The following is an 18,605-nucleotide window of genomic DNA, read 5'->3' on the forward strand; positions in this document are numbered from 1 at the left end:
GAGCAGCCCCCGGTGATGTGGGTGGTGCTAAGCGAGGCGGTGCTTCACCAAGAGGTGGGCGGACGCGAGGTAATGCGCGAGCAGTTGGCGCATCTCCTGTCGCTTCAAAAGCGCCAGTGGCTCGAAATTCAAATCCTGCCGTTCACGGCAGGGGCGCACACAGGGCTTATGGGCTCATTCACCATCCTGCGCTTCGACAAGGACCCCGACCTCATCTACACCGAGGACTTCGTCCAAGGGCACATGACGGCCAATCCTGAAGCAGTCAAGGAGGGTTCGGTCCGATACGATCATCTGCAAGCGGCCGCTCTCTCCGTGAACGAATCGGCCGCCCTCATCGCCCGCGTGATGGAGGAACGGTATGGAGACCAACCTGACGGGCGCAACCTGGCGTAAGTCGTCGTACAGCGGAGACACCGGAGGCGAATGCGTCGAGTGCGCGCCTCTCGGCAACGCCGTATGGCGGACGTCCTCCTACGGCGGCGGCACCGGCGGTGATTGCGTCGAGTGCACTCCCATCGCCACCGCCGCTTGGACCAAGTCCTCCTACAGCAGCGGCACAGGCGGCGAATGTGTAGAAGTCGCCGACCTAACCCCCCACATCGCCATCCGCGACTCCAAGAACCCCGCCCATGGAGCCCTCACCGTCACCCCCGAGAGCTTCGCCCGCTTCGTCTCCGCGACCGCGGCCGGGGTTTTCGGCTGACGCAACAGTCCCGTCCCGAGGGCCGTCCGCTTCCGATGAAGTGGGCGGCCCTGCCAGTTACCCGGCCTCCGGCCCCGGCGCCTTCGCCCTCCCCCGACCCACCTGAGTCCGTACCGCCCCCATGCTTGCCGCGATGACCAGGGCGATGGCCAGCGACTCCGTGGTGGAGAGGGCCTGGTCGAGGATGAGGAAGCCTGCCGCTGCCGCCAGCGCCGGCTCCAGGCTCATCAGGATCGCGAAAGTCGATGCGGGGAGGGAGCGGAGGGCAAGGAGTTCCAGGGTGTACGGGAGGACCGAGGACAGGATCGCCACCGCCGCGCCCAGCCCGATCGTCACCGGGTCCAGGAGCTTGCCGCCCGACTCCACCACCCCCAGCGGCAGGAACAGCACCGCCGCCACCGCCATGGCCAGCGCCAGGCCGTCCGCCTGGGGGAACCGGCGCCCCGTGCGGGCGCTGAAGACGATGTACGCCGCCCACATCGCACCGGCGCCCAGCGCGAAGGCCACGCCCACCGGGTCCAGGCCGCTGAAGCCACCCCCGCTGAGCAGGAACACGCCCGCCAGGGCCAGGCCCGCCCAGATCAGGTTCACGGCTCTGCGGGAGGCAAGGACAGACAGGGCCAGGGGGCCCAGCACCTCCAGCGTGACCGCCGGGCCCAGCGGGATGCGGGCCACCGACTGGTAGAAGAGGCCGTTCATCGCGCCCATGGTGATGCCGAAGACCAGCACCGTCCCCCAGTCCGTACGGGAGTGGCCGCGCAGGCGCGGGCGGCAGACCACGAGCAGGACCACGGCCGCCACCAGCAGCCGCAGTGTCACCACGCCCAGCGCGCCCGCCCTCGGCATCAGGCTCACCGCGAGGGCGCCGCCGAACTGGACCGAGACACCGCCGGCCAGGACCAGACCGACCGGGCCCATCGAGCCCCAACGGCGCGGGGCACCGACCGGCACGGAGGAGGACGAGGCGGTGGAGGTGGCGGCGGCTGGCGTGCTCACGGGCGGTCCTGGGGCTCGGGCTGGGATAGATTCGTGCATCACGATGTACTTCCGAGTTCAGGGTAGTGGACTCGGTCAGGCGTGTGAACCCGTTTTGGGGCTGTCCCAGAGTGTGAGAAGCCCCTCCTCAGCCCTAGTCCCCCAGGCCCTCGTCCCCCAGCCCCTCCGCCAACACCTCCGCCAAGTGCTTCCCCCGCACCCCCGCCAACTGCTCCACCTGCGTCCGGCACGAGAACCCGTCCGCCAGGACCACCGCCGACTCCCCCGCCTCCCGCACCGACGGCAGCAGCCGCTCCTCCGCGCACGCCCGCGACACCTCGAAGTGCCCCTTCTCGAAGCCGAAGTTCCCGGCCAGGCCGCAGCAGCCGCCGTTCAGGTCGCCGGACAGCCCCGCCGCCGCGCGCAGGCGACGGTCCGCCGCGTCCCCCAGCACCGCGTGCTGGTGACAGTGGGTCTGGCCGGTGACCGGGCGGTTCACGGCGGGCGGCGTCCAGTCGGGGGCCAGGCGCTCCAGTGCCTCCGCGAACGTCAGCACCCGTGCCGCCAGCCGCGCCGCCCTCGGGTCCTCGTGCAGCAGCTCCGGCAGGTCCGAGCGCAGCGCCGCCGCGCAACTCGGCTCCAGCACCACCAGCGGGGCCTCCGTCGCCAGCACCGGCTCCAGCAGGTCCAGCGTCCGGCGCAGGACCGCACGGGCCTGGTCGAGCTGGCCCGTGGAGACGTACGTGAGGCCGCAGCACACCCGCCCCCGCCGTCCCGCGCCCAGCAGCGGCACCGCCCACCGGGTCCGCCCGTCCCCCACCGGCCGCCCGCGCATCCGCAACGTCGGCGGCAGCGCCACCCGCAGCCCCGCCGCCTCCAGCACCCGCACCGCCGCCCGCCCGACGGAGGGCGAGAGGTGCTCGGTGAAGGTGTCCGGCCAGAGCACGACCAGCGGGCCGTCATCGCCAGCAGGTCCCCCGCGCCGTCGCCACCACCTGCTGAACGGCTCCTGCGCCACCCTCGGGATCGCCCGCTCCGGCGCCACTCCCCCGACCCGCTTCCCCAGCGCCGCCAGAACCGGCACCGACGCCAGCGCGTTCACCAGCCCCGCCGCCCTCAGCCGCGCGACCCAGCCCAGCCACACCGGCAGCCGGCCCATCGAGTAGTGGGCCGCCGGTCGCCGCCGACCGGCGTAGTGGTGGTGCAGGAACTCCGCCTTGTACGTGGCCATGTCCACCCCGACCGGGCAGTCCGAGCGGCAGCCCTTGCAGGAGAGGCACAGGTCGAGGGCGTCGCGGACCTCGGGTGAGCGCCAGCCCTCCGTCACCACCTCGCCCGCGAGCATCTCGTGGAGCAGACGGGCGCGGCCCCGCGTGGAGTGCTCCTCCTCGCCCGTCGCGCGGAAGGAGGGGCACATGACGGCGGGGCCGGTCGCCGTCGTCGTACGGCATTTCGCCACGCCTACGCAGCGGCGTACGGCGGCCGTGAAGTCGCCGTTGTCGGCCGGGTAGCCGAAGGCCACGTCCACCGGTTCGCGGGGCAGGACCGAGAAGCGGAGGTTGGTGTCCAGGGGCGCCGGGCGGACCAGCACGCCGGGGTTCAGGAGGTCGTCCGGGTCCCATACCGACTTGGCCCGCTCGAAGAGCCGGACCAGGTCCTCCCCGTACATCCTCGGCAGCAGTTCCGCCCGCGCCTGGCCGTCCCCGTGCTCCCCGGACAGGGAGCCGCCGTGTGCGACCACCAAGTCGGCCAGTTCCTCGGAGAAGCGGCGGAAGCGGGCCACGCCCGCCTCGCTGAGCAGGTCGAAGTCGATCCGTACGTGGATGCAGCCGTCGCCGAAGTGGCCGTACGGGGTGCCGCGCAGACCGTGGGAAGCCATGAGGGCGCGGAAGTCCCGTAGGTACGGGCCCAGGCGGGCCGGGGGACCGCGCAGTCCTCCCAGCCGGGCCACGCCTCGCTGCCGTCGGGCATCCTCGTCGCCGTGCCGCTGGCGTCCTCGCGGATGCGCCACAGGGCGCGCTGTCCGGCCGCGTGGGTGACGATCAAGGTGTCCAGGGCGTCGGACGCCCGCACGATCGCCTCCGCACGCGCGCGTGCCTCCGCCGCCGACTCGCCGCCCGTCTCCACGAACAGCCAGGCGCCGCCCCTCGGCAGGTCGACCGGTGCGGGCACCAGGTCGGCGGCCATGCCCTCCACCGTCAGCGGGCCGTGCGGCAGGAGTCCGGGCGCGGCCTCGGCGGCGGCGCCCTCATCGGCGTAGCCGAGGACGGCGAGGGCACGCGCGCGTGGCGCGGCGACGAGGTCGACGACCGCCTCGGTGAGCACCCCGAGCGTGCCCTCGGAGCCGCAGAAGGCGCGGGCCACGTCGGCACCGTTCTCGGGGAGCAGCGCGTCGAGGGCGTATCCGGAGATGCGGCGGGGCAGGGCCTGCGGATATCCGGTGCGGAGGAGGGACAGTTCGGACTCCACGAGGGCGCGCAGGCCCTCAGGGGCTCCCGCCCAGTCGCGGCCCGGACGCAACCGTCGGCCCCGCGCGGTGATGACCTCCAGCTCCCTCACACTGTCCGCCGTCGTCCCCCAGGCCACCGAGTGGGAGCCGCAGGAGTTGTTGCCGATCATCCCGCCGAGCGTGCAGCGGCTGTGGGTGGAGGGGTCGGGGCCGAAGCGCAGGCCGTGCGGGGCGGCGGTCTCCTGGAGGCGGTCCAGGACCAGGCCGGGCTGGACGACGGCCGTACGGGTCTCGGGGTCGAGGGAGAGGACGCGGTTCATGTGGCGGGTGAAGTCCAGCACTACACCCGTTCCGGTGGACTGTCCGGCGATGGAGGTGCCGCCTCCGCGCGGGACGACGGGGACGCCGTGGGCCCGGCAGACCTCCAGGACGGCGGCCACGTCGTCGGCGTCACGGGGCGCGACCACGCCCAGCGGTACCCGCCGGTAGTTGGAGGCGTCCATGGTGGTCAGGGCCCGGGCGGTGGCGTCGAAGCGGACCTCGCCGCGTACGGCCTTGCGCAGATCAGCCTCTGGATCCGTCATGCGGACAGCATTCCAAACACCGTTCCGGACGCCACGTCTCAGCCGACGGACTTCATTTCGCCCAGGTTTCCCGTACCGGCTAACCTCACTGCGTGGCTGAGATCCAGATTCCCGCTGACATCAAGCCCGCCGACGGACGTTTCGGCGCTGGCCCCTCCAAGGTGCGGACGGAGGCGCTGGACGCCCTCGCCGCGACCGGAACCTCTCTGCTCGGTACCTCCCACCGCCAGGCCCCGGTGAAGAACCTCGTCGGCCAGGTCCGCGAGGGCATCAGCGAGCTGTTCCAGCTCCCGGACGGCTACGAGGTCGTCCTCGGCAACGGCGGCTCCACCGCCTTCTGGGACATCGCCACCCACGGCCTGATCGAGAACAAGAGCCAGCACCTCACCTTCGGCGAGTTCAGCTCCAAGTTCGCCAAGGCCGCCAAGCTCGCCCCGTGGCTGGCCGAGCCGACCGTGATCTCCAGCGACCCGGGCACCCACCCGGAGGCGCGGGCCGAGGCGGGCGTCGACGTGTACGGCTTCACCCACAACGAGACCTCCACCGGTGTCGCCATGCCGATCAAGCGCGTGGCCGGCGCCGACGAGGGCGCCCTGGTCCTGGTCGACGCCACCTCCGGCGCCGGCGGTCTGCCGGTGGACATCGCCGAGACGGACGTCTACTACTTCGCCCCGCAGAAGTCCTTCGCCTCCGACGGCGGCCTGTGGATCGGCGTCTTCTCCCCGGCCGCCATCGAGCGCGCCGAGCGCGTGCACGCCTCCGGCCGGCACGTCCCGGAGTTCTTCAGCCTGCCGACGGCGATCGACAACTCCCGCAAGAACCAGACGTACAACACCCCGGCGCTCGCCACCCTCTTCCTGCTCAACCAGCAGCTGGAGTGGATCAACGGCCAGGGCGGTCTGGCGTGGTCCACGGCCCGTACGAAGGACTCCTCGACCCGGCTGTACGCCTGGGCGGAGGAGAGCAAGTACGCCACCCCGTTCGTCACCGACCCGGCCAAGCGCTCGCAGGTCATCGGCACCATCGACTTCGCCGACGAGATCGACGCCGCCGCCGTCGCCAAGGTCCTGCGCGCCAACGGCATCGTCGACACCGAGCCCTACCGCAAGCTCGGCCGCAACCAGCTCCGTATCGCGATGTTCCCGGCCATCGACCCGGCGGACGTCGAGGCGCTGACGAAGTGCGTCGACTACGTGATCGAGAAGCTGTAGTCCTTACGGCACTGGCAAGGGGCGCCCGGCGGATTCCGCCGGGCGCCCCTTGCCGTCCCCGTCATCTGCCGAGCTTCTGGAACCGTCGTACCGCCAGCGGCAGGAAGATCAGCGTCAGGACGGCCGGCCAGACGCCCGCCATCAGCAAAGCGTGCTGCTCGATCCAGGAGTCGCCGCCGCCGACCGGGGTGCCGAACAGGTCACGGGTGGCCGCCGCCGTGGAGGAGATGGGGGTTCCAGGCCGCGACCCAGCCCAGCCAGTCGGGCATGAGCTGCGGGGCGACGAAGATGCTGGAGATCATCGTCAAGGGGAAGGCGACCGCGAACAGACCGCCCGCCGCCTCCGGGTTGGGCACGATCAGGCCGAGCCACACACCGAGCCAGATCAGCGAGAACCGCAGCCACAGCAGCAGTCCGAAGGCGGCGAGGAAGCCGAGACCACCGTCCGGGCGCCAGCCCATGGCGAGGGCGGTCAGCATCATGATGGCCAACTCGGCGCAGGCCACCAGCAGATCGGTCACCCCGCGTCCGGCGACCACCGCGGAGGAGGCCATCGGCATGGAGCGGAAGCGGTCGATGACGCCCTTGGTGGAGTCGTAGACGACCACGGTGGCGGTGTTGATGAAGCCGAAGGCCATGGTCATCACGAACATGCCCGGCATCAGGAAGTCCTTGTAGTCCCCGCCGCCGGGCACCTTCATGGCGCTGCCGAAGACATAGCCGTAGAGCAGGACGGAGAGGATCGGGAAGCCCAACTGCCAGGCGATGTTCACCGGTTGGCGCTGGTAGTGGGTCAGGCCCCGGCGGACGATGTTCCACACGTCGGACAGCAGCCAGTAGGTGCGCCCGCCCGTCGTGTGCGGGCTCAGGTCCACTGCGGTCATGCGGCCGTCTCCTTCTGCGTCGTCTCGGTGCGGTGTCCGGTCAGGCGCAGGAAGACGTCGTCGAGGCTCGGCCTGCGCAGCCCGATGTCCTCGACCCGGACGCCCTCGTCCTGGAGGGTGCGCGCGACCTCGGTCAGCGCGCCCACCCGGTCGGTGACGGGGGCGTGCACCCGCAACTCCTCGTCGTCGGACTCGGGTTCGCCGTCCGAGACCCGGGAGACGACCTTCACCGCGCGCGGGATCTCCGAGCGCGCGGCCACCACGACCTCGATCCGGTCGCCGCCGACGAGGCCCTTCAGCCCGTCCGGGGTGTCGTCGGCGATGGCCCGCCCCTGGTCGATGACGGTGATGCGGGAGGCCAGCTTGTCGGCCTCCTCCAGGTACTGGGTGGTCAGCAGCACGGTGGTGCCGCCCGCCACCAGCGCCCGCACGGACTCCCAGACCTCGCCGCGGCTGCGGGGGTCGAGGCCGGTGGTCGGCTCGTCGAGGAAGAGCACAGCGGGGGCGAGGATCATCGACGCGGCGAGGTCCAGGCGGCGCCGCATACCGCCGCTGTAGGCGCCGACGCCCTTGTCGGCGGCGTCGGTCAGGTCGAACTGCTCCAGCAGCTCGGTGGCGCGGTCCGCGGCCCGCCTGCGGCCGAGGTGGAACAGGCGGCCGAACATCTCCAGGTTCTGCCGGCCGGTGAGCACCTCGTCCACCGCGGCGTACTGCCCGGTCAGGCCGATCCGGGCGCGCACCTCGCGCGGCTGCCGGGCCACGTCCAGGCCAGCCACCGTCGCCCGGCCGCCGTCCAGCCGCAGCAGCGTGGACAGGATGCGCACGGCGGTGGTCTTGCCCGCGCCGTTCGGACCGAGCAGCCCGTGCACGGTGCCCTCCCGGACGGCGAGATCGAAGCTGTCGAGGGCGCGCTTGGCGCCGTAGCGCTTCTCCAGGGCTTCGGCGCGTACGGCGAATCCGTCGTTCATGGGTCCCCCTTCTCCATAACTGAGTACACCGTACACTATTTCGCGTACGTCGTACTCAGTTTTTCCGCCCGGCCCTCCCAGAGGTCCTAAGCTGAGGCCATGACAAGCGCCACGGACGGTACGGAGACCAGCGGCAGCGGGGATGTCGCCCGCACGATGGAGCTGCTGTGGGACACCGGCCGGCGCCCCACGCGGGGGCCGAAGCCGTCGCTCAGCATCGACCGGATCGTGGAAGCGGCCGTCCGGCTGGCGGACGAGCACGGCCTGGAGGCGCTGTCCATGCGCCGGGTCGCGGCCGAACTGGGCACCGGCACCATGTCGCTGTACCGCTACGTCCCCGGCAAGGGCGAGCTGCTGGACCTGATGCTGGACCGCGTCCAGCGCCCCTCCGAGGACGCGGCCGACCTCGGCGACGGCGGCTGGCGCTCGGCGCTGGAGGCGATGGCCCGCGAGAACCTGGCGCTGTACCGCCGTCACCCCTGGCTGCTGTACGTCAACCAGTCCCGGCCGATCCTCGGGCCCAGCGCGCTGGACGGCATGGAGAAGATCCTCGCCCCGATCAAGCAGATGGGGCTGGCCGACCGGGAGCTGATCTCGGCGATCATCATGATCGACAACTACGTCGTCGGCGCCGCCCGTACCCAGCTGTACCAGCAGGAGGCGGAACGGCGGACGGGGCTGACGGACACGGAGTTCTGGCAGGCCCAGCAGCCGGTACTGGAGAAGGTCATGATGTCCGGCCGCTACCCGCTGCTCGCCGCACTGGACGAGGACACGTGGTCGCCGACCGGGTTCGACCACTTCGAGTTCGGGTTGCAGCGGATCCTGGACGGGCTGGAGACACTCGTCGAGCGGCGCGCCTCCCAGGGCTGAGGACCGGGGCTCACCCGAACCAGACGACCAGCCGGACGTTGTCGTCGCCGTACCGGGCCGCCAGTTCACGCATGGCGGTCCACACGGGCTGCCATCCGCCGTCCGGCTCGACGAACGTACGAGCCGTGAGGACCAGCGCCCGGTACACCTCGTCGCCCATCCGGACCTCACCGCCCTCGGGCCACTCCGGAGGCATCAGGTCCGCGCCGAACTGTTCCTCCGCCGCGTCGAGGATCTCGACGGTCACGCGGATGACATCGTCCAGGGCGAGTTCGCCGTCCGGCCCCGGCCGCCATACGCCGACGAGGGAATAGGCGGGGGCGTCGCAGAGCGGGGCGTCCCAGTCGACGGCGGCGATCTCGGACCAGGTGGCGTGGGTGTGGCCGTACTGCGCGTCCAGCGCGGCCGTCTCGGCGACGGGTGCGGAGGCGTCGCCGGGGAGCCCCCGCGCCTCGAACAGGGGCCGTTCCACGCCGAGTTCGGAGCCGAAGCCGAAGAGGCAGTCCCAGGTATGGCGGTCCCGCCCCAGCCCGAAGTCCAGCAGATCGACCGCGCACTGCCAGCCGCCACCGGGCCCGCGCGCCTCTATCGCCCCGTCGATGTCCGCCCCCACGCCCCCGCTACCGCCCCTTCCGCCGCAGCCTGCTGACGCCGATCAGCGCGGCCACCACCACGGCGACGGCGATGGCCCCGTTCCGCACGGTGCCGTCACCCCCGTCCGCTCCCCCGTCGCCGCTGCCGGAGGCCGAACTCCCGGACCCCGAGGAGGAGTCGCCCTCCTCCACATCGGGGGCGTCCTCCGGCTCGACGGAGCTCTCCGCACCCTCGGCGCCGTACATGAGCCTGGTCCCGTCGGCGGTGTAGGTGACGGACTCGCCCTGCCCCAGGAAGGGGACGCTCAGGCGCCCGGTCTTCTTGATGTCCCCGCCGTTCCAGTCGAAGGCGGCGGCGCCGAAGTAGCTGCGGACGACGAGCTTGCGGCCGTCCGGGGAGAGGGTGGCGTCGGTGGCCTGGAGGTTGTCGATCTCGGCGATGGGCTTGAAGACGTTCGTACCGGAGGCGGACAGCTTCTCGGGCCCCTCGAAGAGGTGCCCGGTGTCCTCCTTCTTGTCGACGATGTACACGCGCCCCGTCCTGGGGTGCACGACCAGCGACTCGGCGTCCCGCGCGCCGCCCTCATACTTCACGACGTACTGCGTGGCCTTGATCGTCCGGTCCCGCAGCTCCTTGGGCTCGGGCAGCTGGTAGATCCACACGTGCGGCCAGGTGCCGCCGAGGTTGTCCCCGATGTCCCCGACGTAGAGCTGGTTGTCCGGACCGATGGAGATCGCCTCGACGTCGCGCGGCGCGCCGACCCCGGTCATGGTGATCGTGGCGACGGTCTCCCCGGTCGCGCTGTCCACGGCGTAGAGATAGGCGCCGTCGTCGCTGTCGTTGTGGGTCCAGTAGATACCCGGGTGCTGCCGGGAGGCGGCGAGTCCGCTGGACTCGGTGATCCGGGGGTCCTTGATGGTGAACCCCTCGTCCCCGTCGGCGGCGGAGGCGGGCACGGCGAACGCCCCCACGAGCAGGGCGGCGGCGAGGACGGCGAAGGGACGACGCATGCGGTCAAGGTTGCCATCCCGGGGCGGGGTTCGGAGGGTCCGCCCGGCCCGTTGACCGGCGGGGCGTGTCAGGGGTCACACCCCACCCAGGCGCCGGATCGTTCATCATGAGCGGATGCTCAGGTTCATGCCCGTCGGTGACTCCCAGACCATCGGAAGCGCGGGCGAGCACACCTGGCGCTACCGACTGTGGCAGCACCTGCGCGATACGTACGGCGGGCCCTTCCGCCTGGTCGGGCCGCGGGAGACGCTGTACGACAAGGCGACGGACGCGCCCACCTCGTACGAGTACGCCGACCCCGACTTTCCCCGCGCCCACCTGGCCGGGTGGGGCGAGGGGTGGCTGCACATGGCGCCGGTGATCGGGGACGCGGTGCGGGAGCACCGGGCCGATGTGCTGCTCGTCGCCCTCGGCCTCATCGACCTGGGGTTCTACACGAACGCCGAGCAGACCGAGGAGAACGTACGGGCGTTCATCACACAGGCGCGGGCCGCCCGTCCCGGTGTGCGGATCGCCGTCCTGCCGGTCATCCCGAACATCCGGGCCGTGGACGAGCCCGACTTCGGCGCCCAGGTGAGCCTGTTCAACGAACTGCTCGCCAAGGCCGTCGCCGACCTCGACGAACCCCGGTCACCCCTGCTGCTGACCTCCCCGCCGCCCTCGTACGACCTCGACCGCGACACCTACGACGGCACCCACCCGAACGCCGACGGCGAACACAAGATCGCGGCGGCCTTCGCGGACGCGCTGTGGCAGGGGTGGGGGATCGGTCAGGCGTACGGGGCCGGATCGGATTGACCGGATTCCGGCGCTTCCGGGGTGGCGTCCGTATCGTTGGACTGCGCGGCTGCACCTGTGTGAGGGGCAGCCGGGGAGGAGCGCCACGATGACCGTCCTTGAAGACAGGATCGAGATGGCCGACGAGTGCGACGAGCTGACTCTGGACGGGCTGTTCGAGTCGCTTGAGCGAATCACCCCCGAGGGATACAAGGTCGAGATCGTCGAGGGGGCCATCTTCATGTCGCCGCAGCGGGACACGCACTGGGAGATCATCCTGGACATCGTCGAGCAACTGCGTGCCAAGTACCCCCGCAACCGCGTGAAGTCGGACGTCCGCGTCGACTACCCCGGTCACCTCAACGGCTTCGCCTCCGACGTGACGCTCGTCAAGGAGGACGCGGAGAAGGACGCCAAAGGCCTGTGGAACTGCAAGGACGTCGAGTTCGTGGCCGAGGTCATCTCGAAGGGGACCGCACACAACGACTACGGGCCCAAGAAGACCGCCTACGCCAGGGCCGACATCCCCGTGTATCTCATCGTCGATCCCTACCAGGGCAAGAGCCACCTCTACACCCAGCCCAAGGACGGGAAGTACCTCACCGAAACGTCCGTCGCCTTCGGCACGGACGTGGACGCCGCCACCACCCCCCTGGGCCTCACCCTGAAAACCGATGAGTTCCCCCGCGACTGACTGACAGAATCCGTCGCATGTCGATCATCCACCGCACCACCATCAAGCCCACCAAGCTCGAACTCCTCAGCACCTGGCTCCCCACCCGCACCTGGTACCGGGGCTCCGCCGCACCGGAGTTGGCGAAGGCCGGCGGATTCCGGCTGGACGACCCCGAGGGCGAGGTCGGTATCGAGTTCATGGTCGTCACCGACGCCGACGGCACCGCCTACCACGTCCCCCTGACCTATCGCGGCGCCCCGCTCCCCGGCGCCGAGCAGGCGCTCGTCGGCACCATGGAGCACGGTGTGCTGGGCACCCGCTGGGCCTATGACGGCGCCCACGACCCGGTCTGCGTCGCGGCGTTGCTCGCGCTGTTCGAGGGCCGTGCCGAGCCGCAGATGCAGAGCGTCGACAGCACCCCGGACCCGGACATCGTCCGCTCGTACCAGGGGGACGCCGAACTGCGGCCGGAGGGCGCCCCGTTGGACGACGAGGACGGCACCGACCTGCACACCACCGCCGGTTGTGTCGTCCGCGTCCGGCGCCGCCTCGGCGACTCCGACGTCCCGCCCTCCGACGCCCTCGGCCATGTCGCCGGGCACTGGACGACGGCCGACGGCGCCTCGGTGCGGTCGGTGTTCGCAGTTGTGCTGACCAGGTCCGCCTGAGCGTGTGAGACGCTGCGGGCCGGTGCGGGTGATCACCAGGGGGCACGGCGGACATGGGCGCGGGATATCGCGAGAAGCGGCGGAAGAACCGTTGCTGCGGCTGCGCGGAGGGCTGCCTCGACACCCACCTGTGGTGGTCCACGGTCACCGCCCCCTGCCGTGAGGCCACCGTGCTCACTGCCTTGCTGACCCTGCTCACCCTCAACTCGCACCGCCCGGCCGACCCCGCCGCGCCCGTCCCTCACGGCCGCGCCGCCCGGCTGCTGTACCGCGCGGTCGTCCACTACCGGCGCGAGATCAGCCCCCGCACCCCGCCCCGCTGCCTCTACACGCCGACCTGCTCGACGTACGCGGTCCAGGCGCTGTACCGCTACGGCGCCCTGCGCGGCGGGCTGCTCACTGTGCGCCGGGTGCTGCGCTGCACGCCGGGGCGGGCGCGGCGGCGCGGCGGGCTGGATCCGCTTGCCTAGAGTCCACTCCACGCCGTTGGCTTGGGAACCATGAAGTACACGCAGCTCGGACGCACGGGACTCAAGGTCAGCCGACTCGTCGGCCTCCCACTCGCCTCGAACGCAAGCAGAAGGCGACGACTCCGGCACAGACCCGCTACCTCACCATGCGAAGGCTTCGGGAGACGGTCCGGGACCGGGGAAGATCTCGTCCAGAGACGTCAGCAGTTCCTCGCTCAGCTCCAGCTGTAGGGCGCGCAGCGCCGAGTCCAGCTGCTCCTGCGTGCGAGGGCCGACGATCGGACCGGTGACGCCGGGGCGGGTCAGCAGCCAGGCCAGTGCCGCCTCACCGGGCTCCAGGCCGTGCTTGTCGAGGAGGTTCTCGTACGCCTGGATCTGCTCGCGTGTCTTGGTGTCCTTGAGCGCGTCGGCAGCGCGGCCGCTCGCCCGACGCCCCTGGGTGGCCTCCTTCTTGAGGACGCCGCCGAGCAGTCCTCCGTGCAGCGGAGACCAGGGGATGACACCGAGGCCGTAGTCCTGGGCGGCCGGGATGACCTCCATCTCGGCGCGGCGCTCAGCAAGGTTGTAGAGGCACTGCTCGCTGACCAGGCCCATGCGGCCGTGCCGGGCGGCGGTCTCGTTGGCCTGGGCGATCTTATAGCCGGGGAAGTTGGACGACCCCGCGTAGAGGATCTTGCCCTGCTGGACCAGGACGTCGATCGCCTGCCAGATCTCCTCGAACGGCGTCGACCGGTCGATGTGATGGAACTGGTAGATGTCGATGTAGTCGGTCTGCAGCCGCTTGAGGGAGGCATCGACGGCCCGTCGAATGTTCACCGCGGAGAGCTTGTCGTGGTTGGGCCAGACATCCCCGTCGCCCGCCATATTCCCGTACACCTTGGTGGCGAGGACGACCTTGTCGCGCCGCCCGCCACCCTGGGCGAACCAAGTTCCGATGATCTCCTCGGTGCGGCCCTTGTTCTCACCCCACCCATAGACGTTGGCCGTATCCAGAAAGTTCAGACCCGCGTCGAGAGCGGCGTCCATGATGCCGTGGCTGGTTGATTCGTCTGTCTGCGGACCGAAGTTCATCGTGCCGAGAACGAGTCGGCTGACCTTGAGTCCGGTGCGTCCGAGCTGGGTGTACTTCATGGGCCACAAGCCAACTGCTTCGAGTCCGCTCCAGGCAAGGGCATCAGGTTCCACCGTCAGGAGTCGTCTCCGAGGCGCCTGTACAGCGTGGCCCGGGAGGCGCCCAGAGCCTTGGCGATGGCACTGACGCTCTCTCCCTTCGCCTTCCTCGCGCGGGCCACGGTCAGTACGTCCTCGTTCACGACGGACGGCCGTCCGCCGGTACGCCCCTGCGCCTTGGCTGCGTCGAGTCCGGCGCGGGTGCGCTCCATGACGAGGCTGCGCTCGAACTCCGCCATGGCTCCTACCACCTGGAGCATGAGACGGCCATCGGCCGTGCTGGGGTCGATGTTGGCCAGTGCACCCGTGAGCACCTTGAACCCGATACCACGCTCCCGAAGCGTGTCGACCATGGTCACAAGGTCGATGAGTGACCGGGCGAAGCGGTCGAGCTTCCAAACGCACAGAGTGTCGCCGGCGCGGGCGTAGTCGATTGCTGACCGCAGCTCCGGCCGGTCGGTGTTGACGTGTGCTGGCTACACGTGCGGTGTGTTGTTCACCGGTCTTGATGGACGCGGCACGGCACCGGAGCGCCCTTCCCCTTCTGGAAGAGGTGAGAACCAAGCACAAGGCAAGCGGCTCCCGACCGGGGCGATACAAGGTCGAGCCTCTTGGCGCGTGCGATCGCGTTGTTCGTGCTCTGGTCAGACAGAGGTTTGCCGTCCTTGCCGAGTAGGGTGGCCAGCTTCCCGGGGGCGAAGGCTGCGTGCCCGTGACGGTCGGCCCATCCGATGGCGGCGAAGTGGACACGGTAGGCCAGCGGGTGTAGATGGTCCTGCGCCTTGCGCTGGTATTCGCGCTGGGAGACTCCGCCCCACGGCCGGTCATGACCGAAGCTGATGGCCACTGGTTCGCGGCTCCTTCCTGTGAGGTGCACGAGGGTGCGCCGGCGACCCCGCCGGACGGCGGGACATGCGTCTCCCTTCTTCGCGGGGGTGCCGTGCGGGAGGCACGGCGCTTCACAGGTTGGGCGCCCAAGGCATCGGGCCTGAACTCGGTCTCTTGCGGTCGGGAGCGACGGCGGCGACCTGCCGGGCATCCTACAAACGCGCAGGAGGGCCCCGACCACAGGGCCCTCCTCGTCGCATGCAGTTGTCGGTCAGCCTTCGCTGTGGACCGCCGCCATGTTGCGCAGACGCTGCTTGAAATCCATGGGGATCAGAACCTGAACCCTCCCGACTGGGTGTTGCCACATCCCGTCATGGCCATCGGGAGCCATGAGCTGCGCGGCGGTCATCCCGGGAATCGGCTCGGCATGGATGACGGCCTTGACCCCTGCGGCGCGTAGCTCCCTGCCCCTTTCGTGCTGGGTCGACAACGTGCTCCACCGTTCCCGGTAGGTCTCTCCTGTCGGGATCTCCTCCCAGGTGTCCGGGCGCGTGGGCTGCGCGATGAGCTGCTCACGTCGCGCGTCCAACCGCTTGTACGCCTCCCGGTACTCCTGCTTGCCCAGCTCACTGGAGTAGAGGCCCGCCTCGCGGTCCTCCCTCAGGTCCGACAGGGCGCGGTTCACTTCCTCGATGTCGCGCGTGTAGTCCACGCCCGGCCGGAAGACCTTCCGGACGATCTCGACGTCCCCGGCAGCGAGGAGGAACGCTTTCCCGACGGCGTCCTCCAGCGTGTGCGCCGCGATGCCCTTGCTTCCGGTCGGACACGGCTTGTGCGTGGTACGGGAGGCGCAGCGGTAGTAGGGCCAGTTACGGCCAGGGGCGAGATACGCCGGCTCCCCACATGTGCAGAACGCGACCTGGAGCAAGGGCGACCCACCCTTGCGGTTGCCGTTGCGCTTGCTGGTGTTCTCGTCCAGCTTCTTGTTGGCCAGCTCCCACTCCTCGTGCGTGATCAGAGGCTCCGCGCGCTGGAGGGGCTGGCCGTCCGCGCCCCGGACGACCCGGCGTCGTGTCGTCTTCTCCCCGTCGACCATCACCTCCTCGGACACCTCCATCTGCCCCAGGATGCAGCGGGAACGTACGACCTTGGCCGTGTTCGCGGCGGTCCAGCGGCTTCCCTTCGGGGTCTTGCCGTTACGGATCATCTGGGCGTCGAGTGAGGTCGGGGTCTTCGACACGTCCTCGTTGAGCCACTGCGCGATGCTGTTCGCCGACTCGCCCGCGATGAGACGGCGGACGATCTCACGGAGCGTCCCGGCCGTGTCGGTCCCGTAGTCGTCCGGGACGAGCTTCCATCCGTCGCCGGTCTCCTGTTTCTCCTCCCGGTAGCCGTACGGAGTGCGGCCACCGCGCCAGCGCCCCTCCTTCACGAGGTGGTTGTACGAGGACTTGGCCCGCGCCTTGATGGCTTCGAGCTCTCCTTCCGCGAAGGACGCGATCAGGCTGAGGAGGAGCTTCCCCATCTGCGTGTTGAGGTTGATCCCGTCCTCGACGGTGGCGACCTCCTTGCCGTTCTTCTCGCACCACTCCAGGAGGGCGTGCACGTGGAGCACGCGTCGCGAGAGACGGTCGATCTTCAGCGCGCAGATGATGTCGTACTCGTCGGCGCGCGACTCCTCCACCGCGATCCGGTGCTCGATCGCGCTGACCTCCTTCCCGATGGTCGAGGGAAGCCACTTGCCGAACTCCGGACGCTTCCACGGCTCTACCGCGCCGGACACGTCGATGTCTTCGACCCACCCCACGACGACGTGCCCCTCCTGATCGGCCCATCGCTGGATGGACCGACGCTGACGTTCCGGCGATGTGGTCTCGTCCGACACCCTCGACAGACGGATCACACCCAGAACTCTCGCCATGCTCGCCCCCCTCTCCGCTGTGTCACGTATCGCGCACAAAGGGTGACGGTATGCAGTTTGGATCATGGCGTCAAAATTGATCTTTGAGCACCGCCAATGTGTACGGCTGGGGCGACGACAAGGGCCGCACCGAGTCGATCATCGGCAGCTGGTTCGCCAAGGGCGGCCACCGCCGCGACAAGGTCGTCCTCGCCACCAAGGTGTACGGCAACATGGGCCCCGACGGCCCGGCCTGGCCCAACCACGACAAGCTCTCGGCGCTGAACATCCGCCGCGCGGTGGACGCCTCGCTGAAGCGGCTGGGCACGGACTACATCGACGTCTACCAGTTCCACCACATCGACCGGGACACCCCGTTCGAGGAGATCTGGCAGGCCATCGACGTCCTGGTCCAGCAGGGCAAGATCCTCTACGCCGGGTCCAGCAACTTCCCCGGCTACAAGATCGCCCAGGCCAACGAGACCGCCGCCCGGCGCGGCTCGTACGGCCTGGTCAGCGAGCAGTGCCTGTACAACCTCTACGAGCGGCGCGCCGAGATGGAGGTCATCCCGGCCGCGCGGGACTACGGGCTCGGGGTGATCCCGTGGTCGCCGCTGCACGGCGGACTGCTCGGCGGGGTCATCAAGAAGGAGGTCGAGGGCGGGCGGCGCGCCTCCGGCCGGGCCGCCGACACCCTTGCCGACCCGGCGGCGCGGGCCCGCCTCCAGTCCTACGAGGACCTGCTGGACAAGCACGGTCTGGAGCCCGGCGAGGCGGCGCTGGCCTGGCTGCTCACCCGGCCCGGCGTGACCGGCCCGATCGTCGGCCCGCGTACGGCGGAGCAGCTCGACTCCGCCCTGCGGGCGGTGGAGCTGGAGCTGAGCGAGGAACTGCTGGCGGGGCTGGACGAGGTCTTCCCGGGCCCGGGGCCGTCTCCGGAGGCGTTCGCCTGGTAGCAGGAGCGGGGCGCCCCTCCCGGGGGCGCCCCCTCACTAACCGCCCAGCGCCGACGCCAGGGCCACTACAACGAACATCAGTACGAGCACACCGGCCATGATCCGGTTGCGGGTTTTCGGGTCCACGGGTACGAGCCTAACCGGACGCTCCGAGCGGCCAGCGGGCGACCGGCTCGTAGCGGGGCTGCTCACCGGGTACACCGGAGCGGGGCAGGTCGCTGCGGACCAGGGTCAGCTCGGTGACCTGCCAGGTGCGGCCCGTGAAGGTGTCCAGCAACGTGCGGTACGCCCGTGTGTCCACGGCCGTCCGGCTGCGGGCCACCGTCAGGTGGGCCTTGTAGCGGCGGTGCTCACCCATCGCCACGCCCGCCTTGCGGCCCGCCGACTCCGCGCGGTCCGCCAGCAGGCGCAGGGCCTCCAGGTCCCCCTCGGCACCCACCCACAGCGCTCGGCCGTGGCCGAACTGACCGCCGCCGCGCAGCGCCAGGCCGAAGGGGGCGGTCCGGTGCGCGGCCCGGGACAGTCGGTCCGACAGCGCGGCGACGAGATCGTCGTCCACCTCGCCGTAGAAGGCCAGGGTGAAGTGCCAGCCGGGGCGGCCGGTCCAGCGCAGGGCGTCCGCGCCGGGCAGGGCGCGCAGCGCGTCGACCTCGGTGGCGAGTTCCTTGACCACGTCCGCTGGCGGCAGCAGGGCGGCGAACAGTCTCATGCGCCCACCCTGCCACCGCGCCACGCGGATCACAGCGCCACGGCCGACCGCCCCGGGCACCTCGCACGCGCCACGGCCGACGGCCCCCAGCCTCCGGCACACGCCACGGCCGACCGCTCTCGGTCCCCCGCACCGCCACAGCCCACCGTGCCCGGCACGCCCCGCGCTGCCACCGGCGACCGCCCCCACGTCCCCG

17 protein-coding genes and 3 pseudogenes are annotated in these 18,605 nt (G+C 70.5%); 9 read left to right on the plus strand and 11 right to left on the minus strand.

Translation table 11 applies throughout. The annotated features are described in order from the left end of the window. Together GA0115233_RS36290 and GA0115233_RS36295 are read left to right on the plus strand one after the other, a co-directional pair. On the plus strand, window positions 1-396 hold a 396-nt coding region (locus tag GA0115233_RS36290; protein WP_218063618.1), incomplete at its 5' end, for a DUF5753 domain-containing protein. Then, window positions 362-706 (plus strand): DUF397 domain-containing protein, encoded by a 345-nt coding sequence (locus GA0115233_RS36295; protein ID WP_093724598.1) that lies wholly within the window; start codon window positions 362-364, stop codon window positions 704-706. The genes GA0115233_RS36290 and GA0115233_RS36295, both read left to right, overlap by 35 nt. Before the next feature lie 57 nt (window positions 707-763). On the opposite strand, the gene GA0115233_RS36300 is transcribed toward GA0115233_RS36295, so the two are convergent. Both GA0115233_RS36300 and GA0115233_RS36305 read right to left on the minus strand, forming a co-directional pair. Then, window positions 764-1,702: an EamA family transporter gene (locus tag GA0115233_RS36300; protein ID WP_255310468.1), complete on the minus strand. Its 939-nt coding sequence runs from the start codon at window positions 1,700-1,702 to the stop codon at window positions 764-766. A 133-nt stretch (window positions 1,703-1,835) separates the two neighbouring features. Beyond that, window positions 1,836-4,714, minus strand: a pseudogene (locus GA0115233_RS36305) (FAD-binding and (Fe-S)-binding domain-containing protein). Window positions 4,715-4,806: 92 nt separating this feature from the next. Here GA0115233_RS36305 and serC point away from each other — a divergent pair. Next, window positions 4,807-5,925: a phosphoserine transaminase gene (gene serC / locus GA0115233_RS36310; protein ID WP_093724600.1), complete on the plus strand. Its 1,119-nt coding sequence runs from the start codon at window positions 4,807-4,809 to the stop codon at window positions 5,923-5,925. A 61-nt stretch (window positions 5,926-5,986) separates the two neighbouring features. Here serC and GA0115233_RS36315 read toward each other — a convergent pair. Next, window positions 5,987-6,809: pseudogene (locus GA0115233_RS36315) on the minus strand (ABC transporter permease). Further along, the gene (locus tag GA0115233_RS36320) at window positions 6,806-7,777 is read right to left on the minus strand and encodes an ATP-binding cassette domain-containing protein (protein WP_093724601.1); all 972 of its coding nucleotides are present in this window, start codon (window positions 7,775-7,777) and stop codon (window positions 6,806-6,808) included. Before GA0115233_RS36320 ends, GA0115233_RS36315 begins: the two are co-directional and overlap by 4 nt. A 99-nt stretch (window positions 7,778-7,876) precedes the next feature. Between GA0115233_RS36320 and GA0115233_RS36325 the strand changes: the two genes are divergently transcribed. Further along, window positions 7,877-8,650, plus strand: a complete 774-nt coding sequence (locus GA0115233_RS36325; RefSeq protein WP_093724602.1) for a TetR/AcrR family transcriptional regulator — start codon at window positions 7,877-7,879, stop codon at window positions 8,648-8,650. 10 nt (window positions 8,651-8,660) lie between these two features. On the opposite strand, the gene GA0115233_RS36330 is transcribed toward GA0115233_RS36325, so the two are convergent. Both GA0115233_RS36330 and GA0115233_RS36335 read right to left on the minus strand, forming a co-directional pair. Further along, complete coding sequence (locus GA0115233_RS36330) at window positions 8,661-9,263, minus strand: hypothetical protein (protein WP_093724603.1); 603 nt, start codon at window positions 9,261-9,263, stop codon at window positions 8,661-8,663. 7 nt (window positions 9,264-9,270) lie between these two features. Continuing rightward, window positions 9,271-10,254, minus strand: coding sequence for a hypothetical protein (locus tag GA0115233_RS36335; RefSeq protein WP_093724604.1), 984 nt, complete (start codon window positions 10,252-10,254; stop codon window positions 9,271-9,273). A gap of 115 nt (window positions 10,255-10,369) precedes the next feature. Between GA0115233_RS36335 and GA0115233_RS36340 the strand changes: the two genes are divergently transcribed. From GA0115233_RS36340 to yidD, 4 genes are all read left to right on the plus strand, one after another. Further along, on the plus strand, window positions 10,370-11,053 hold the full coding sequence (locus GA0115233_RS36340) for an SGNH/GDSL hydrolase family protein (RefSeq protein WP_093724605.1): 684 nt from the start codon (window positions 10,370-10,372) through the stop codon (window positions 11,051-11,053). Window positions 11,054-11,141: 88 nt separating this feature from the next. Beyond that, a complete protein-coding gene (locus tag GA0115233_RS36345) occupies window positions 11,142-11,726 on the plus strand; it encodes a Uma2 family endonuclease (protein ID WP_093724606.1) in 585 nt (194 codons plus the stop codon). A 17-nt stretch (window positions 11,727-11,743) separates the two neighbouring features. Then, complete coding sequence (locus GA0115233_RS36350) at window positions 11,744-12,376, plus strand: maltokinase N-terminal cap-like domain-containing protein (protein ID WP_093724607.1); 633 nt, start codon at window positions 11,744-11,746, stop codon at window positions 12,374-12,376. Window positions 12,377-12,429: 53 nt separating this feature from the next. Beyond that, window positions 12,430-12,846 carry a membrane protein insertion efficiency factor YidD gene (gene yidD, locus GA0115233_RS36355; protein ID WP_093724608.1) on the plus strand — a complete coding sequence of 139 codons (417 nt, stop codon included), beginning with the start codon at window positions 12,430-12,432 and terminating at the stop codon, window positions 12,844-12,846. A gap of 141 nt (window positions 12,847-12,987) precedes the next feature. Here yidD and GA0115233_RS36360 read toward each other — a convergent pair whose 3' ends face one another. From GA0115233_RS36360 to GA0115233_RS36375, 4 genes and pseudogenes are all read right to left on the minus strand, one after another. Continuing rightward, the gene (locus GA0115233_RS36360) at window positions 12,988-13,977 is read right to left on the minus strand and encodes an aldo/keto reductase (RefSeq protein WP_093724609.1); all 990 of its coding nucleotides are present in this window, start codon (window positions 13,975-13,977) and stop codon (window positions 12,988-12,990) included. A gap of 56 nt (window positions 13,978-14,033) precedes the next feature. Continuing rightward, window positions 14,034-14,468: pseudogene (locus tag GA0115233_RS36365) on the minus strand (recombinase family protein); the annotation flags it as partial. Between the two features lie 44 nt (window positions 14,469-14,512). Further along, window positions 14,513-14,863, minus strand: coding sequence for a hypothetical protein (locus GA0115233_RS42065; RefSeq protein WP_250743496.1), 351 nt, complete (start codon window positions 14,861-14,863; stop codon window positions 14,513-14,515). Window positions 14,864-15,115: 252 nt separating this feature from the next. Continuing rightward, a complete protein-coding gene (locus GA0115233_RS36375; RefSeq protein ID WP_093724610.1) occupies window positions 15,116-16,765 on the minus strand; it encodes a recombinase family protein in 1,650 nt (549 codons plus the stop codon). A gap of 83 nt (window positions 16,766-16,848) precedes the next feature. Between GA0115233_RS36375 and GA0115233_RS36380 the strand changes: the two genes are divergently transcribed. Continuing rightward, on the plus strand, window positions 16,849-17,700 hold the full coding sequence (locus tag GA0115233_RS36380) for an aldo/keto reductase (RefSeq protein WP_093724611.1): 852 nt from the start codon (window positions 16,849-16,851) through the stop codon (window positions 17,698-17,700). Between the two features lie 136 nt (window positions 17,701-17,836). Here GA0115233_RS36380 and thpR read toward each other — a convergent pair whose 3' ends face one another. Beyond that, window positions 17,837-18,409 (minus strand): RNA 2',3'-cyclic phosphodiesterase, encoded by a 573-nt coding sequence (thpR, locus tag GA0115233_RS36385; RefSeq protein WP_093724612.1) that lies wholly within the window; start codon window positions 18,407-18,409, stop codon window positions 17,837-17,839. Window positions 18,410-18,605 lie beyond the last annotated feature (196 nt).

Source organism: Streptomyces sp. DI166 (genome assembly GCF_900091315.1).
GTDB lineage: Bacteria > Actinomycetota > Actinomycetes > Streptomycetales > Streptomycetaceae > Streptomyces > Streptomyces fuscus.

Excerpts from the sequence above, each read along its gene's own strand:
- GA0115233_RS36295 (WP_093724598.1), top strand. The coding sequence starts at position 362 with ATGGAGACCAACCTGACGGGCGCAACCTGGCGTAAGTCGTCGTACAGC.
- GA0115233_RS36320 (WP_093724601.1), bottom strand. The coding sequence starts at position 7,777 with ATGAACGACGGATTCGCCGTACGCGCCGAAGCCCTGGAGAAGCGCTAC.
- GA0115233_RS36325 (WP_093724602.1), top strand. The coding sequence starts at position 7,877 with ATGACAAGCGCCACGGACGGTACGGAGACCAGCGGCAGCGGGGATGTC.
- GA0115233_RS36335 (WP_093724604.1), bottom strand. The coding sequence starts at position 10,254 with ATGCGTCGTCCCTTCGCCGTCCTCGCCGCCGCCCTGCTCGTGGGGGCG.
- GA0115233_RS36340 (WP_093724605.1), top strand. The coding sequence starts at position 10,370 with ATGCTCAGGTTCATGCCCGTCGGTGACTCCCAGACCATCGGAAGCGCG.
- GA0115233_RS36345 (WP_093724606.1), top strand. The coding sequence starts at position 11,142 with ATGACCGTCCTTGAAGACAGGATCGAGATGGCCGACGAGTGCGACGAG.
- GA0115233_RS36350 (WP_093724607.1), top strand. The coding sequence starts at position 11,744 with ATGTCGATCATCCACCGCACCACCATCAAGCCCACCAAGCTCGAACTC.
- yidD (WP_093724608.1), top strand. The coding sequence starts at position 12,430 with ATGGGCGCGGGATATCGCGAGAAGCGGCGGAAGAACCGTTGCTGCGGC.
- GA0115233_RS36360 (WP_093724609.1), bottom strand. The coding sequence starts at position 13,977 with ATGAAGTACACCCAGCTCGGACGCACCGGACTCAAGGTCAGCCGACTC.
- GA0115233_RS36375 (WP_093724610.1), bottom strand. The coding sequence starts at position 16,765 with ATGGCGAGAGTTCTGGGTGTGATCCGTCTGTCGAGGGTGTCGGACGAG.
- thpR (WP_093724612.1), bottom strand. The coding sequence starts at position 18,409 with ATGAGACTGTTCGCCGCCCTGCTGCCGCCAGCGGACGTGGTCAAGGAA.